Source organism: Burkholderia sp. Bp9012, assembly GCF_003853825.1.
Classification (GTDB): Bacteria; Pseudomonadota; Gammaproteobacteria; order Burkholderiales; family Burkholderiaceae; genus Burkholderia; species Burkholderia diffusa.
This window is the reverse complement of the sequence record NZ_QTQA01000026.1, coordinates 1-15,141: the sequence shown is the minus strand read 5'-3', so window position 1 is coordinate 15,141 and position 15,141 is coordinate 1. Positions and strand designations below refer to the sequence as shown.

The 15,141-nt window shown below is 68.5% G+C and carries 12 protein-coding genes and 1 pseudogene; 7 read left to right on the top strand and 6 right to left on the bottom strand.

What is annotated here, in order from left to right:
- The 4 genes from gsiD (at position 1) to DIE11_RS28770 (ending at position 3,807) form a co-directional block, all read left to right on the top strand.
- On the top strand, positions 1–894 hold the full coding sequence (gsiD, locus tag DIE11_RS28785) for a glutathione ABC transporter permease GsiD (RefSeq protein ID WP_059598882.1): 894 nt from the start codon (positions 1–3) through the stop codon (positions 892–894).
- On the top strand, positions 894–1,976 hold the full coding sequence (locus tag DIE11_RS28780; protein WP_124628681.1) for a P1 family peptidase: 1,083 nt from the start codon (positions 894–896) through the stop codon (positions 1,974–1,976). The genes gsiD and DIE11_RS28780 overlap by 1 nt, the downstream gene beginning before the upstream one ends.
- Positions 1,973–2,800: a M55 family metallopeptidase gene (locus DIE11_RS28775; RefSeq protein WP_059598884.1), complete on the top strand. Its 828-nt coding sequence runs from the start codon at positions 1,973–1,975 to the stop codon at positions 2,798–2,800. Before DIE11_RS28780 ends, DIE11_RS28775 begins: the two co-directional genes overlap by 4 nt.
- 227 nt (positions 2,801–3,027) lie before the next feature.
- Positions 3,028–3,807: a helix-turn-helix domain-containing protein gene (locus tag DIE11_RS28770; protein ID WP_221622472.1), complete on the top strand. Its 780-nt coding sequence runs from the start codon at positions 3,028–3,030 to the stop codon at positions 3,805–3,807.
- Positions 3,808–4,269: 462 nt separating this feature from the next.
- On the opposite strand, the gene pcaG is transcribed toward DIE11_RS28770, so the two are convergent.
- The 3 genes and pseudogenes from pcaG to DIE11_RS37445 all read right to left on the bottom strand — a co-directional run.
- Entirely contained in the window at positions 4,270–4,863 is a 594-nt protein-coding gene (gene pcaG / locus DIE11_RS28765) for a protocatechuate 3,4-dioxygenase subunit alpha (protein ID WP_124628677.1), read from the bottom strand.
- Between the two features lie 3 nt (positions 4,864–4,866).
- Positions 4,867–5,574, bottom strand: coding sequence for a protocatechuate 3,4-dioxygenase subunit beta (pcaH, locus tag DIE11_RS28760; protein ID WP_059525082.1), 708 nt, complete (start codon positions 5,572–5,574; stop codon positions 4,867–4,869).
- Between the two features lie 285 nt (positions 5,575–5,859).
- Positions 5,860–6,106: pseudogene (locus DIE11_RS37445) on the bottom strand (hypothetical protein); the annotation flags it as partial.
- A gap of 168 nt (positions 6,107–6,274) precedes the next feature.
- Between DIE11_RS37445 and pcaQ the strand changes: the two are divergent.
- The 3 genes from pcaQ (at position 6,275) to DIE11_RS28735 (ending at position 8,122) form a co-directional block, all read left to right on the top strand.
- The gene (gene pcaQ, locus DIE11_RS28745) at positions 6,275–7,261 is read left to right on the top strand and encodes a pca operon transcription factor PcaQ (RefSeq protein WP_059598887.1); all 987 of its coding nucleotides are present in this window, start codon (positions 6,275–6,277) and stop codon (positions 7,259–7,261) included.
- A gap of 134 nt (positions 7,262–7,395) precedes the next feature.
- Positions 7,396–7,755: a type II toxin-antitoxin system RelE/ParE family toxin gene (locus DIE11_RS28740; protein WP_124628674.1), complete on the top strand. Its 360-nt coding sequence runs from the start codon at positions 7,396–7,398 to the stop codon at positions 7,753–7,755.
- Between the two features lie 70 nt (positions 7,756–7,825).
- A complete protein-coding gene (locus DIE11_RS28735; RefSeq protein ID WP_059598888.1) occupies positions 7,826–8,122 on the top strand; it encodes an XRE family transcriptional regulator in 297 nt (98 codons plus the stop codon).
- Between the two features lie 84 nt (positions 8,123–8,206).
- Here DIE11_RS28735 and DIE11_RS28730 read toward each other — a convergent pair whose 3' ends face one another.
- The 3 genes from DIE11_RS28730 to DIE11_RS28720 form a co-directional block, all read right to left on the bottom strand.
- Positions 8,207–9,481, bottom strand: a complete 1,275-nt coding sequence (locus tag DIE11_RS28730; RefSeq protein WP_059598889.1) for an APC family permease — start codon at positions 9,479–9,481, stop codon at positions 8,207–8,209.
- Between the two features lie 131 nt (positions 9,482–9,612).
- The gene (locus DIE11_RS28725; RefSeq protein ID WP_124628673.1) at positions 9,613–14,112 is read right to left on the bottom strand and encodes a DEAD/DEAH box helicase; all 4,500 of its coding nucleotides are present in this window, start codon (positions 14,110–14,112) and stop codon (positions 9,613–9,615) included.
- Between the two features lie 444 nt (positions 14,113–14,556).
- Complete coding sequence (locus DIE11_RS28720) at positions 14,557–14,823, bottom strand: PAAR domain-containing protein (protein ID WP_124628776.1); 267 nt, start codon at positions 14,821–14,823, stop codon at positions 14,557–14,559.
- Positions 14,824–15,141: the final 318 nt, after the last annotated feature.

Below are 15,141 nucleotides of genomic sequence, written 5' to 3'. Positions count from 1 at the left end.
ATGAACGCGACTGTCCAGCCCGCGGCGTCGGCCGCATCGAGCGCGATCCGCACGCCGTGGCGCGAATTCTGGCGCAAGTTCCGCAAGCAGACCGTCGCGCTGGTCGCGGGCGGTTTCGTGCTGGGGCTCGTCGTGCTCGCATTCGTCGGCCCGCACATCGTGCCGTTCGATCCGGAGAACTATTTCGACTACGACGCGCTGAACGCCGGTCCGTCGGCCGTGCACTGGTTCGGCGTCGACTCGCTCGGCCGCGACATCTTCAGCCGGATCGTCACCGGCACGCGCATCTCGCTCGCCGCCGGCTTCTTCTCGGTCGCGCTCGGCGCGCTCATCGGCACGTTCTTCGGGTTGCTCGCGGGCTACTACGAAGGCTGGTGGGACCGCATCACGATGCGCGTGGCCGACGTGCTGTTCGCGTTCCCGGGGATCCTGCTCGCGATCGGCGTGGTCGCGATCCTCGGCAACGGGATGGTCAACGTGATCTGCGCGGTCGCGATCTTCAGCATTCCGGCGTTCGCGCGGCTCGTGCGCGGCAACACGCTGATGCTCAAGCACATGACCTACGTGGAAGCCGCGCGCAGCATCGGCGCGTCCGACTGGACGATCATCATGCGGCACATCCTGCCGGGCACCGTGTCGTCGGTCGTCGTGTACTTCACGATGCGGATCGGCACGTCGATCATCACGGCCGCGAGCCTGTCGTTCCTCGGGCTCGGCGCGCAGCCGCCGACGCCGGAGTGGGGCGCGATGCTCAACGAGGCGCGCGCCGACATGGTGACGGCGCCGCACATCGCAGTCTTCCCGAGCCTCGCGATCTTCCTGACCGTGCTCGCGTTCAACCTGCTCGGCGACGGACTGCGCGACGCGCTCGACCCGAAGCTGGAGCGGCGCTGATGCGTGCGGTTCCGATGTGGAGCACGACGCTGCCGGCCGGGCCGCGCGGCACGATTGCCGACGTGCCGGGCGTGACGGTCGGCCATGCGACGCTCGATGCCGGCGACGTGCAGACGGGCGTCACCGTCGTGAAGCCGCATCCGGGCGACCCTTACCGCAGCAAGGTGCCGGCCGGCGCGGCCGTGATCAACGGCTTCGGCAAGAGCGTCGGGCTCGTGCAGGTCGACGAACTCGGCACGCTCGACACGCCGATCGCGCTGACCAACACGTTCGGCGTCGGCGCGGTCGCACAGGCGCAGATCCGCGCGGCGATCGCGAAGAATCCGCACATCGGCCGCGACTGGCCGACCGTCAACCCGCTCGTGTTCGAGTGCAACGACGGCTATCTGAACGACATCCAGGCGTTCGCGGTGACGGCCGCGCATTATGAAGAAGCCTGCAATACCGCGGCGCGCGACTTCGCACGTGGCGCAGTGGGCGCCGGGCGCGGGATGTCGTGTTTCGACCTGAAGGGCGGGATCGGCTCCGCGTCGCGCGTGGCCGTCGCGGCCGGCAGGCCGTACACGGTCGGCGCGCTGGTGCTCGCGAATTTCGGCCGGCTGCCGATGCTGACGCTCGGCGGCGTGCCGCTCGGGCGCATCGCCGCGCAGCGCCGTGCCGCCGCGGACGCGCAGGCGGCGGCGCCGGAGCAAGGCTCGATCATCCTGCTGCTGGCGACCGATGCGCCGCTCGACGCGCGGCAACTGTCGCGGCTCGCCCGTCGCGCGGGCGCGGGGCTCGCCCGCACCGGTTCGGTCTACGGGCACGGCAGCGGCGACATCGCGCTCGCCTTTTCGACCGCGTACACGATCGCGCACGATGCGTCGACCATCGCGCTACCGGCCCTCGTGGCCGATGCGGCGCTCGATCCGCTGTTCATGGCGGCGGCCGAGAGCGTCGAGCACGCGATCGCCGACGCGCTGCTGCAGGCCGTGACCGTGACCGGGCGCGACGGCCACGTGCGGCAGTCGCTGCGCGACGCGGTGCCCGATCTCGATCGGTTATTCAACGAAGGTAACGAAGGACGTCCGATCCATTCATGAAGATTCTGATTTCGACCGACATCGAGGGTGTCGCCGGCGTGTTCGCCATCGAGCAGACGCGTGCCGGCAATCCGGAATACGAACGTGCGCGCCGCTGGATGACCGCCGAGGCGAACGCGGCGATCGAAGGCGCGTTCGCCGGCGGCGCGCAGGCCGTCTGGGTCAACGATTCGCATGGCGGCTTCCGCAATCTGCTGCCCGACGGGCTCGATGCCCGTGCCCGCGTCGTGCTCGGCAAGCCGCGCACGCTGGGGATGATGGCGGGCCTCGAACAGCAGCCCGACCTCGTGTTCATGATCGGCTTTCACGCGAAATCGCAGACGCGCGGCGTGCTTGCGCACACCATCAACAACTTCGCGTTCACGCAGGTGTGGCTGAATGGTGTCGAGCTCGGCGAAGCCGGGCTGTACGGCGCGCTGGCGCGTGAATATGGCGCGCACGTCGCGCTGGCGTCGGGCGACGACGTGTTCGCCGAGGAAACCCGGCCGCTGTTTCCGGACGCGCGTTTCGAGACGGTCAAGACGGCCGGCGGCGCATCGAGCGGCGACACGCTCACGCCGGCAGCGTCCTGCGCGCGCATCGCGACCGCCGCACGCGAAACGGTCGCGCACGCGCTGTCGTCCGGCTGGCGCGCGGGTGCGCATCGGCCCGCGCCGGCTGCTTGCACGTTGCGCGTGCAGACGGCCGCGCTCGCCGATCTGTTCTGCGTGCTGCCGTCGCTCGAGCGGGTCGATGCGGTGACGCTGCGCTTCGACGGGCCGTCGGTGGAGCACGTGGTGCGCACGCTGAACAGCCTGTCGGCCATGTCGTTCATGCTGCGGTGATGCGTGCCGATCGGATGCCGGACCGCGATCTCGTCGCCGAAATCCGTGTCGGTCCACGCCCCACGAGATGAAACGTATTGGGCATCTCCGCTCCGATGAAGTCGCTATCCGGCCGATTCGGCCGTCGGGTCTCGCGGCCGTCCGGTCGCGCAAGCGTGGAGCGGATCGTAGACCGATCGAAGGTGCCCCGCCTTCGCTGTCGGGTCACTCATGATGGAATTCAGACCTTGAGAAATACGCTGCTGGATCCCTACGAGCATATTCCGCGTAGCGTCGTGGCGACCGCCAACGACTACGCGGCGGGTACGACGTTTCCGGAGCGCGCGCACGGGCGCGGGCAGTTCGCGTTTGCGTCGCGCGGCACGATCAGCGTGTCGACGCCGCACGGCCGCTGGCTGGTGCCGCCGCAGCGCGCATGCTGGGTGCCGGCCGGCGTGCGGCACGAAATGACGATGACCGGGCCGGTCACGATGCTCAACGCGTTCGTGTCCGAAGACGCGGCCCGGGCCGCAGGGCTGTCGGACCAGTGCGGCGTATATGGGGTGTCGCCGCTCTTGCGGCAGTTGATCGACGATGCGATCGACCTGCCGGCGATGTACGACGTCGACGGTCGGGCGGGCAAGCTGATGGCGCTGCTGATCGCGGAAATCGCGCAGATGCCGCGGCTGTCGCTGCACGCGCCGCTGCCGACCGATGCGCGTCTAGGGAAGATCTGTCGGCATCTGTTCGCGTCGCCGTCGATCGCGGCCGATCTCGACCGGATGGCGACCGATGTGGGCGTGAGCCGGCGCACGTTTACGCGGCTGTTCCGCGCGCAGACCGGTATGAGTTTTGCCGCGTGGCGTCAGCAGGTCTGCATGTTGGCGGCGATTACACGGCTGAGCGACGGGCAGCCGGTGACGCGTGTCGCGCTCGATCTCGGATATGCGAGCGCGAGCGCCTTTACGTCGGCGTTTCGCCGCATTCTCGGCGAAACGCCGAGCCGGTATCTGGAAGCGCGCCGCTAGCCGGAGCGGATACGGCGGCGGGCGCGGTGCCTTGTTTCGGTCATGGGCGAAAAAAACGCGCCTGCCAGGTTTCGGTCAGACGCGCTTAAAGGCACTCGGTTAGAAAAAATGCGCGACAGCCAGTGGGGCCATGTTCGCGCATCGAGTCGTGAAATTATTGCTTGATCCGATTCAATTCCGTCAGTGGACTGCGGATAGCGAAGCATACGCCGCATAACGCACAAACGATATCGCGCGGCCCCAACGATTCATGTGCAGTCGCAGCATGCGTTTTAATCGCGCGTTCGATTTCGGGGTCTGAAGCAGGCAACCGCGAGCGTTCGACGATCCTGACCGGACGTGCTGCGGCGCGGCATCGAATGTTGGCGCCCGAAAACGAAAACCGCCGCGTGGCGCGATACCTATTGGTATCGCGCCACGCGGCGGTTCGGTGCGATCAGCCGGCCCGCGCCGGCTCGCGCGTCACACGTCGAAGAACACGGTCTCGTCCGGCCCCTGCATGTGGATGTCGAAGCGGTACACGACGGGCCGGCCCGGTTGCGCGTCGCGCTTCGCGACGAGCGTCGCGCGGCGTTCGGCCGGCACCAGGTTCAGCACCGGATCGGCCGCGTTCGCGGCAGCTTCGTCGTCGAAATACACGCGGGTGAACGCGTGGGTCAGGATCCCGCGCATCATCACGGTCACGTTGACGTGCGGTGCTTCGTCGGCGGTGATGCGGCCAGGCTTCACCGTCGGTACGACGAAGCGGTTCTGCACATCGGTGCCCGTGCCGACGCGTGCGAAGCCCGTGAAACCGGACTTCGCGATGTCGTCACGCGACGCGGGATAGCGACCCGCCGCGTCCACCTGCGTGAATTCGAGCACCGCGTCGCTGACGACGTTGCCGTCGCCGTCGAACACCTGTCCGACCAGGAGCACGTGCTCGCCTTCGGCCTCCGGCGTGGCGATCGTCGGCGTGAACAGGCTCTTCAGGTCGTAATCGTATTGCTGCGGGCACAGGCCGTACGCGAAGTACGGGCCGACCGTTTGCGAAGGGGTTTGCTTCAGCGTCGTCATGGTTCAGCGCTCCATCGGGGTAGCGTCGCGGCCGCGCAGCACGATGTCGAATTCGTAGCCGAGCGCATAGCCTTCTTCGGTGATGTCCATCGAGAAGCGCGAGATCAGGCGGTCGCGCGCCGCTTCCGGCGTGCCCTGGAAGATCGGGTCGTACGCGAGCAGCGGGTCCCCGGGGAAGTACATCTGCGTGACGAGGCGCGAGCCGAAGTAGTCACCGAACAGCGAGAAATGGATGTGATTCGGACGCCACGCATTCGGATGGTTGCCCCACGGATAGGCGCCGGGCTTGATCGTCAGGAAGCGGTAGCGGCCTTCGGCGTCGGTCATGCAGCGGCCGGCGCCGAGGAAGTTCGGGTCGAGCGGCGCGTCGTGCTGGTCGACCTTGTGCACGTAGCGGCCGGCCGCGTTCGCCTGCCATACCTCGACGAGCGTGTTGCGCACGGGCTTGCCGCCTTCGTCGAGCACGCGGCCGGTGACGACGATGCGCTCACCGAGCGGCTCGCCGTTCTTCACGGCGTTCTTCGTCAGGTCGTGGTCGAGCGCGCCGAGATCCTCGGCGCCGTAGACGGGCGCGAACTGGTCGCGCAGCTTTTCCTTCAACGGGATCATCGGGCGCGTCGGGCCGCGCTTCACCGACGAACGGTACTCGGGGTGGACATACGCGGGATGCGACGGCCAGTCGCGCGGCGTGAGGATCGTGGGGGAATCCATCGGGCGTCTCCTGTTAGGTATTTCGCGAAGTGGATGGCAAGACTTTAGTCAATCCGGAAAGTTATGAAAAATGAACTTTTTTAGCGAATTGCATAACCATTCGTTATGTTCTGCGGCGCCAGTGAAAATCCGGCGGACGGGCCGCCTGTCCGGCGGAGAGAGCGATCGGGCTTCGCGTCGTCGATGACGATGCCAGGCACGGCCCTCCAGCCAGCCCGTCGCTGCTTTCTTGTGTTTCGTTGTTGTTACCCGGCCTTCCCGGGCGTGCCCGTCGTTCGTGAGGCGTTACCGTCGGGCGGGATCGAAGACGATTCCGTCGAATTCGAGCGATAGCGTGCCGGTGCGCAGCGGTGCGGTCGGCGCCGAGCACGTCGCTCACGTAGTTCGCGCAGAACCCGCGCTGCGCCAGCAGGTCGACGCGGCTGCCGAGCCGCGCGTCGGTCCGCCGTTCGGCCGGCGCGTGCACGTTGCGCTCCGCGTCGGCGCTCGGTACCGCGACGCGGCGGGCCAGCGCGATGCGTTCGCCGTCGGCACCGCTCGGGCAGAAGCGCGGCACGGCTCTGCTGATCGCGAAACGGATCAGGGAGCCGACCGGATTCCACGCGCTGCGGCGTCATGCGTGATACCACGCCGAATGCTTGGGTCTTTCCGGAAAGTTATGCAAAATGGCATTTCATCGCCACTCCCATAACTGCTCGTTATGAATAACCGTATCGCCGACGGCCGCGTCAAGTTCCGGCACCTGCAGTGTTTTCTCGCGGTCGCGCAACTGGGCGGCGTGCAGAAGGCGGCCGAAAGCCTGTCAATCACGCAGCCGGCCGTGTCGAAGACGATCGCCGAACTGGAGTCGATCCTCGGCGTGAAGTTGTTCGAACGCGGGCGGCACGGCGCGCAGCCTACGCGCGAAGCGCAACTGTTCATCCCGCATGCGAATGCGTGCGTGCTGGCGCTGCGGCAGGGCGTCGGGCTGCTCGCGCGCGAGGGCGGCGCGGCCGCGGCGACCCTCGAAATCGGCATGCTGCCGACGGTTGCGGCATCGCTCGCACCCGCGCTGATGAAGGCGCTGACCGCACGCTGGCCGCGCATCGTGGTGCGGATCGCGACGGCCGCGAATGCCGAGCTGCTCGAGCGCCTGAAGGCCGGGACGATCGAATGCGCGATCGGGCGCCTGTCGGAGCCGGAGCGGATGATCGGGCTTGCGTTCGAGCAGCTGTACAACGAACCGCTCGTCGCGGTCGTGCGCGCCGGCCATCCGCTGCTGGCGAGCGCCGCGCCGGCTGCCGAACTCGCTTCCTATCCGGTCGTGCTCCCGCCGTACGGCACGCTGATCCGCCAGTCGGCCGAGCACCTTCTCGGCGCGTGCGGCGCGCCGCCGCTGGATTCGTTCATCGAGGTGCTGTCGGTGTCGGTCGCGCGCGCGCTTGCGCTCGAGAACGACGCCGTGTGGTTCGTGCCGCTCTATGCGGCCGAATACGACCTGTCGGCAGGTGCACTCGCGCGGCTGGCGCTGCCGTCCGCTGGCACCGACGAGCCGGTCGGGCTCATCCTGCGCACCGATGCGCAACCGTCGCCCGTCGCCCGGACGTTGATCGACGCCGTGCGCGAGATCGCGCAGGCGCGGTTCGGCGATGCGCTCACCCGTCGCACGCCCCGCGGCGCGCGCAAGCCGGCTCGCCGCGCGCGTTGAGACACCGGGCAGGGCGTGGGCGGGTGGTGTCCGGCCGTCGTTCCTTCACCTCCATTCGTTAGCCGTTCGGTCAGTAGCGGGCCTCGTCATGCTTGGCATATCGTACCGTTTTTGATACGATCGATGACACGACGATGGCGAGACAGCAGATTCAGATCACGCTCGGCGTGCGGTTCTTCCGCACCGCGCGTGGTAACGAGCCGGTGCGCGAATGGCTGGAGGCGCTCGGGCAGATCGAGCGCAGGATGACCGGCGAAGAGATCAAGACCGTTCAACTCGGCTGGCCGCTCGGCATGCCGCTGGTCCGGAAGATGTCGGCGGATCTTTGGGAAATCCGCGTGATGCTGCCGCGGCGAAGCGCGCGCGTGCTGTTCACGATCGTCGGCGACACGATGGTGCTGCTGCATGCGTTCTTCAAGCAGTCGCAGGCCACGCCGTCCGACGATCTCGACGTGACCGTCGCGCGGCTGAAAGCGCTGACGCGCGCCATCTGAATTCCCCCGGCCGCGCCGCCACATGAGATCGGCGATGGGTCGGCCGGCAACGCCATGCACTGGAGTACTCATGACGACCACGAACAACCCGCATATCGGCAGCGACTTCGACACATTCCTCGAGGATGACGGCCACCTCGAAGCGGCCACCGCCACCGCAATCAAGCGCGTGATCGCGTGGCAGATCGGGCAGGAAATGAAGGCGCAGCACATCACGAAAACCGCGATGGCCGCGCGGATGAAGACCAGTCGCGCCGCGCTCAACCGGCTGCTCGACGAAACCGATACGAGCCTCACGCTCGCGACGCTCGCGAGCGCCGCCACCGCGCTCGGCAAGCGGCTCAGCTTCGAACTCGTGCCGGCCTGACGCGCCGGGCGAAGCGGCGCGCAGCGGGCCGGTGCATCGCGGCGACGGGCGCACGCTCGTCCGCACACGGGCACCGGCGCGCGATCACGTGCGCTGTCCGGCCATCCGCAGATACAGCAGCGCACCGCCCGCGAGCAGCAGCGGGCACAGGAAATACCATCCGGTCGTCAGGAACAGCCCGGCGACGGCGACCAGCGAAATCCACGCGCAGCGATACGCGATGCCGCCGCGCGGCAGCAGTTTCAGCGCGGCGGCCGCGCCGAGCCCGTACACCATCACGAAGCATCCGGACGTGACGAGCACGAGCGGCTTCGGCCCGACGTTCGAGAGCGTCGTCGCGGCCAGCGCGACGGCCGCCAGCAGCGCGATCACGCCGAGGCTGCGGCGCGGCACGCCGCCGACCTGGCTGCCTTGTGCGAGCCACGCCGGCAGTGCGCCGTCGCGCCCGAGCGCCGCGCCGAGCTTGGCCGCGCCCGCGAAATACGCATTCATCGTGCCGAGCGTCAGCAGCAGCGCAGCCGCGGCCGCCAGCACCTGCGCATGACCGCCGATGCCGCCCGCGATCAGTTCCGCAAGCGGCGCACCGGACGCGCCGGCCGACGGCCCGAGCACCGTCACGCTCGCGGCCGCGACCGACAGATACAGGAAGCCGACGACCACGACGGCGATGCCGGCCGAACGCGGCATGTCGTGCGCGGGTCGGCGAAATTCGGCCGCGAGGTGCGTGATCGCTTCCCAGCCCGCGAAGCTCCACACGAGCAGTGCGGCAGCCTGGCCGACCGCGAGCCACCCGTGCGGCGCGAACGGATGCAGGTTCGCCGTGCGCGCATGTGGCGCGGATGCGAGCACGGCGGCCAGCAGCAGCGCGACGAGCAGCGCCGACAGCACCAGCTGCATGCGGCCCGACACCGTGACGCCGAACGCATTCGCGGCCGACACCGTCCCGATCAGCGCGGCAGCCGTGACGATGACCGTCGTATGCCCGCCGCCCGTGACGGCCGCGACGTACGCGCCACCGAACATCGCGGCGGCCGGCGCACCGGCCGGCACCGCGAAATAGAAACACCAGCCGACGATCGCCGCGGCCTTCGGCCCGAACGCGCGTCGCGCGTAGGTCGATACGCCGCCCGCGTCCGGATAGCGCGCGCCGAGTGCGGCGAAGGTGGCCGCAAGCGGCCCCGACAGCACGACGAGCGCGGCCCACGCAAGTAGAGACGCAGGGCCTGCGACCTCGGCGGCGAGCGCGGGCAACGCAATCACACCGGTGCCGAGCACCGCGCCGATATACAACGCGGCACCCTGGAAAATCGTCAGCGAGCCCGCGTGATGAGCGGCGGGCGAATCGGCATGCGAGGACATGAAGGGCAGTCTCCGGAAGGCTTGTTCTGGGCGCGGTCGGCCGCGCGGTGAATCGCTCGATGCTACCCGAACGGGCGCGGCGATGCGGCGCGGCGTTCAGTAGTCCGCGACGTGCCGCGTGTCAGCCGATGTCAGTAGCGGCGAGCGAGCCGCAGCCGCGCATCCTCGCGTGCAGCGGGCGGCAGCTCGGGTACGTAGTGGAACGTGCCCGATACGAGCGACGCGACCGGCACGCCATCGCGGAACAGCACGCGATTGCCGACCAGCGCGGGCACCTTGTCGCCGGGTAACAACGTGCCGGCCAGGTTCAGCGGATCGGCGCCCGTCACGCACACGTACTGGCCGTCGCCCGGTTGACGACGCAGTTCGCGCAGGATCGGGATCGCTTCCGGCAGCGCGAACTGCTCGCCCGCGAGCCCCGCGACGAAGCGTCCGCCGCGAATCTCGCCGCGCGCTTCGAGACGTTGCAGCACGCGCACGAGTTCGCGCCAGCTCGGCAGCCAGTCGGCCTCGCGTTCGAGCAGCCGCCAGAACACCACGCCATAGCGGCGCAGCAGCGTCCAGGCGATATGTTCGAGTGCTTCGGGATCGATCGCGGCCGGGCCGCGCTTCGGTGCGGGCGCATCGTCCGGTGCCGAGGCGCGTTGCACGAGCGCCCAGCGGCCGGCGTCGTCCATCCCGCCGATCAGCGCGCCGCCGCGCCGCGTGCGCGGCGCATACGTCGCGCTGCGCTTGACCGCGGGCTTCAACAGCGCGCGCAGCCCGGCGAAGCTGTCCGCATTCACGAGGCCGGCCGACACGAGTTCGCCGAGCGCCTGTTCGAGTTCGACGGGCAGCATGTGCAGTTCGTCGAGCAGCGCGTCGAAGAACATCGCACCATGCGTGGCGAGTGCGTCACGCACCTGCGTCGCGCGCGCGGACAGCGCCGGTTGCGGGTCCGCGTCGCGCAGCGCCTGCCATGCACCGAGGTGGCGGCGCGGCAGCAGCACGACTGGCGTCGTTTTCACGGGGGCACCGGCCGCGCGGGCCGGCGCGCCGATTCGGGTCCACACGAGCTTGCCCGAGCGGCACAGCTCGTCGAGGCCGCCTGCCGTGTAGTCGGTCAGGCGCGCGGGCAGCAGCGCGTCTTCCCATGCGCTCGCCGCGGCTTCGTAGCCTTCGAGCTGCGCGACGACGGCCGCGAGCGCGTCGCGGCCCGTGCCGCGCGTGTCGGGCGTCAGGTGCTGCCAGTGGAACAGGAAGCGCATGAAATCGGCGCGCTCGACCGGTTCGATCTCGCGGCGCAGCCGCTTGACCGTGTAGCGATGGATGCGGGCGAGCAGGTGGCGTTCGCACCATTCGTCGGTCGTCGCGCCTGGTGTGAAGCGGCCGCGCATCACGTAGCCTTCGCGCTCCAGTGCCGCAAGCGCGGTCGCGACCTGCGCGGACGGCAGGCCGAGTGGCCGTGCGATCGCGTCGAGCATCAGCGGCCCGAAGCCGGTGAGCCGCGCGCGGATCACATCGACGAGCGCGGCATCGGCTTCCCATGGTTGGGCGCAGGCGGCGGGCACCTTCAGCGCGGGCGCGACGCGTGCGTCGGGGTGCAGCGCGCGCATGCAGACCAGCCGTTCGACCGGCACCCACACCGCTGCGTCGTCCGGCGTGACGAGTTTCGTCGCGCGCCGGCGTTCGGCCAGTTCCGCGAGCCGCTCGGGCCAGCCTTCGTGCGCGCGCGCTTCGCTGTCGGCGACGCAGGCGAGCGTGAGCAGTGCATCGTGCATTTCGTCGGCATCGCGCACGAGCGGCCATGCTTCGTCGCGCACCGCGTTGATCGCGTCGGCGTCGAGCGCGCCGAGATCGTCGGCCGATTCGGGATCGCTCCAGCGGCGCGACTGCACGGCCTGCGTGCGGCGCTCCTCGAGCGGCGCGTCGTCGAGGAACGCATAGGGCTTCGCGTTCAGGATCTCGGCCGCCAGCGGCGACGGCGCGGGCAGGTCGCGCGCGATCAGCTCGATCGCGCCGCTTTCGATCCGGCGCAGCAGCGCGAGCCAGCCGTCGGTATCCATCGCGTCGTGCAGGCAATCGTCGAGCGTCTGGTCGACGAGCGGATGGTGCGGGATTTCGCGTTCGCCGACGATGTTCTCGAGGCACGCGACCTGGTCGGGGAACACGGTCGCGAGCAGGTCCTCGCTCTTCATCCGCTGCAACTGCGGCGCGGTGCGCCGGCCGCCGGTGAAGCGCGGCAGCGCGAGCGCGGTCGTCGCGTTCCAGCGCCAGCGCACGCCGAACATCGGTGCGTCGAGCAGCGCCTGGACCAGCACGTGCTCGGCGCTGGCCGAGCGGAGGTAGCGCCACACTTCGTCGAGCGCGAAGCTGTGCGCGAGCGACAGCGACAGAATGATCGCGTCGTCGGTCGCGGCCGCCTGCAGCTCGAAGTTGAAACTGCGGCAGAAGCGCTTGCGCAGCGCGAGCCCCCACGCGCGGTTGATGCGGCTGCCGAACGGTGAATGGATCACCAGCTGCGTGCCGCCCGATTCGTCGAAGAAGCGCTCCATCACGAGCGTGTCCTGCGTCGGCAGTGCGCCGAGCGCCGCGCGCGTGCGCGCGAGGTAGTCGACGATCTGGCGGGCCGCATCGGGAGACAGATGGAGATCGTCGACGAGCCAGCGCAGCGCCGGCGCGAGACGGCTTTCGGCCGGTTCGATCGCGGTGCCGACGGCATCATTGGGCGAATCGGCGGCGGCACGGGCTTGTGCCGCTTGCCTGGCATTGCCGCGCGTGCCCGTCTTGCCGGCCGCGTCGCCGCTCGTGTGCTTGCGTTCACCGGCCTTCGCGGGCCGATCGCCTTCGGAGAACAGCCCGTCGAGCCGCGCGCGCAGCCGGCCGACCGCCGCCGACAATTCGTCGCTGCGCCCGGGCGCCTCGCCGAGCCAGAACGGAATGCTCGGCGACTGGCCTTGCGCATCCTCGACACGCACGCGGCCCGTTTCCACGCGAATGATCCGGTACGACTGGTTGCCGAGCTGGAACACGTCGCCCGCGAGGCTCTCGATCGCGAAATCCTCGTTGACCGTGCCGACCTGGATGCCCTGGGGTTCCAGCAGCACCGCGTAGTCGGCCATGTCGGGAATCGTGCCGCCCGACGTCGTCGCGGTCATCATCGCGTTGCGGCGCCCGCGCACCGTGCCACCGACCACGTCGCGATGCAGATACGCGCCGCGCACGCCGCGACGGCTCGTGAAGCCTTCCGCGAGCATCTTCATCACGTCGTCGAAGCGTTCCCGCGACAAGCGTGCATAGGGCGCGGCGCGCGTGAAGCTCGCGTACAGCGCGTCCTCCTGCCATTCCGCGCAGGCGACTTCGGCGACGATCTGCTGCGCGAGCACGTCGAGCGGCGCTTCGGGAATCCGCAATGCGTCGAGCTCGCCGCGTTGCACGCAGTCGAGCAGCGCCGCGCATTCGACCAGCTCGTCGCGCGACAGCGGGAACAGGCGGCCCTTCGGCACGCCGCCGACATGGTGACCCGAGCGGCCGACGCGCTGCAGGAACGGCGCGATCCCGCGCGGTGAACCGACCTGGCACACGAGATCGACGTCGCCGATGTCGATGCCGAGTTCGAGCGACGCGGTCGCGACGAGCAGTTTCAATTCGCCGCGCTTGAGCCGCTGTTCGGCTTCGAAGCGATGCTCCTTCGCGAGACTGCCGTGATGCGCCGCGATCGCGTCCTTGCCGAGACGGTCGGCGAGATGGCGCGCCATGCGCTCCGCGGTGCGCCTCGTGTTCACGAACACGAGCGTCGTGCGATGCGCGGCCGCGAGCGCGGCGATGCGGTCGTACACCTGTTCCCACACGTCAGTCGCCATCACCGGTTCGAGCGGCAAGTTCGGCAGTTCGAGCGCGAGGTCGCGCTCGCGCGTGTGGCCCGTGTCGACGATCGTGCAGTCGCGCGGCGCGTCGGCCGGGCCGCCGACCAGGAAACGCGCGACCGCGTCGATCGGTTTCTGCGTGGCCGACAACCCGATGCGCGGCAGCGCGCGGCCGGTCAATGCGTCGAGGCGTTCGAGCGACAGCGCGAGGTGGCTGCCGCGCTTGGATGATGCCAGTGCGTGAATCTCGTCGACGATCACCGAACGCACGTTCGACAGCATCTGCCGCCCCGACGTGGACGACAGCAGCACGTATAGCGACTCCGGCGTCGTCACGAGGATGTGCGGCGCGCGCTTGCGCAGCGCCGCGCGTTCGGCCTGCGTGGTGTCGCCGGTGCGCACGGCGGTGCGGATCGCCGGCACCGGCAGGCCGAGCTGCGCGAGCGACTCGGCGATGCCGGCGAGCGGCGCATCGAGGTTGACGTGGATGTCGTTCGACAGCGCCTTCAGCGGCGACACATAGACGACGAGCGTCGCGTCGGGCAGCGCGCCGTCGTGCGCGAGCGCATCGCGCACGAGGTCGTCGAGCGCGCACAGAAATCCGGTGAGCGTCTTGCCGGAGCCGGTCGGCGCGGCGACAAGCGTCGACCGGCCGGCCTTGATGTGCGGCCACGCGAGCGCCTGCGCGCCGGTGGGCGCGGCGAACGTGCGCCGGAACCACGCGGCGACGGCCGGGTGGAACACGTCGAGCGCACTGGCGGCAGGGCGGGTAGCGGTGACGTCCATCGGAGCGTTGAATTGGGGTGCGAGCGCGTGGGCGGCGCGCGTCAATCGCCAGTGTGCCAGACGTCGCGTGTGCGTGCCGGGCAGGTGTGTCGGCGGTTCAAACGTTGATCATACGTCACGCAAGAAGCCTGAATCGTCATCGCTCGGAAAGCCAAGCGGTTCACTCACTACCAACGAGGTAGCCGTCGAGCCGTCCAAATGTCCGGAGCCTGGCTTACCCCCCATGCTTCGGCCTTGGGAAGTATTTTGTCCTGTCTATTTTTCCTGTCTTAGCCATGTCTTATTCACGTACCAACGATTGATTTGGATACCGAATCCGCCGCAGAAAATCGGATGGAATTGCCCTTGATGATCAAAAAATACCGGGGCGTGAAGGTAGTTGGCATGACCTGTTCGTGACGATAGTTACCCTTGAGCCGCGGCGAGGCATCCGCGATGCCCGACCTACACCTTGGCGTAGCGCCCGGTGCATGACGACATCACATAGCAGCCACAGGCCAGTTGTGCGGGCTCGAAAATCAGCGGGCGCCCATCACACAGTGCAAATTGATCGCCGCCGGATACCAGCGGAAATGTCCCGTTATGCGTGGGACATTCTGCCTTGTCGCCCATGAGGCATTGCGGGACACCGTCCACCGGAAAACCGGTGGCTTCTGTCATGGTGCCTCCACCGGAATGACGGTCTCCCAAGCGAATCGCTCCATTAGCCATAGTTCGAGGCTCCTCTTTTGTTTCCCGTACCGGACGCTTGCTTCGGTAATCGGGTGGTTGCATGTCATCCGTTCCGCATCACTTCGCCGATCTTCCACGTGAGCAAGCATCAGGACGCGCTTTCAACAGGTCACGCAGGGGCACGTAGTGACATCGGGTTAGGTCTCGTCGTCGTCCGCTAAGCCACAAAGCGCGTCGATCTCGTGCGGGAACCGCGCGTAAGGCACGTTGTATTCGATGACTGGAGCAGCCCCCTGAAACGCCGGACACAGTCACCCACTTACAATAACGGGTAGACATAAGACTGTGTTGTTGACT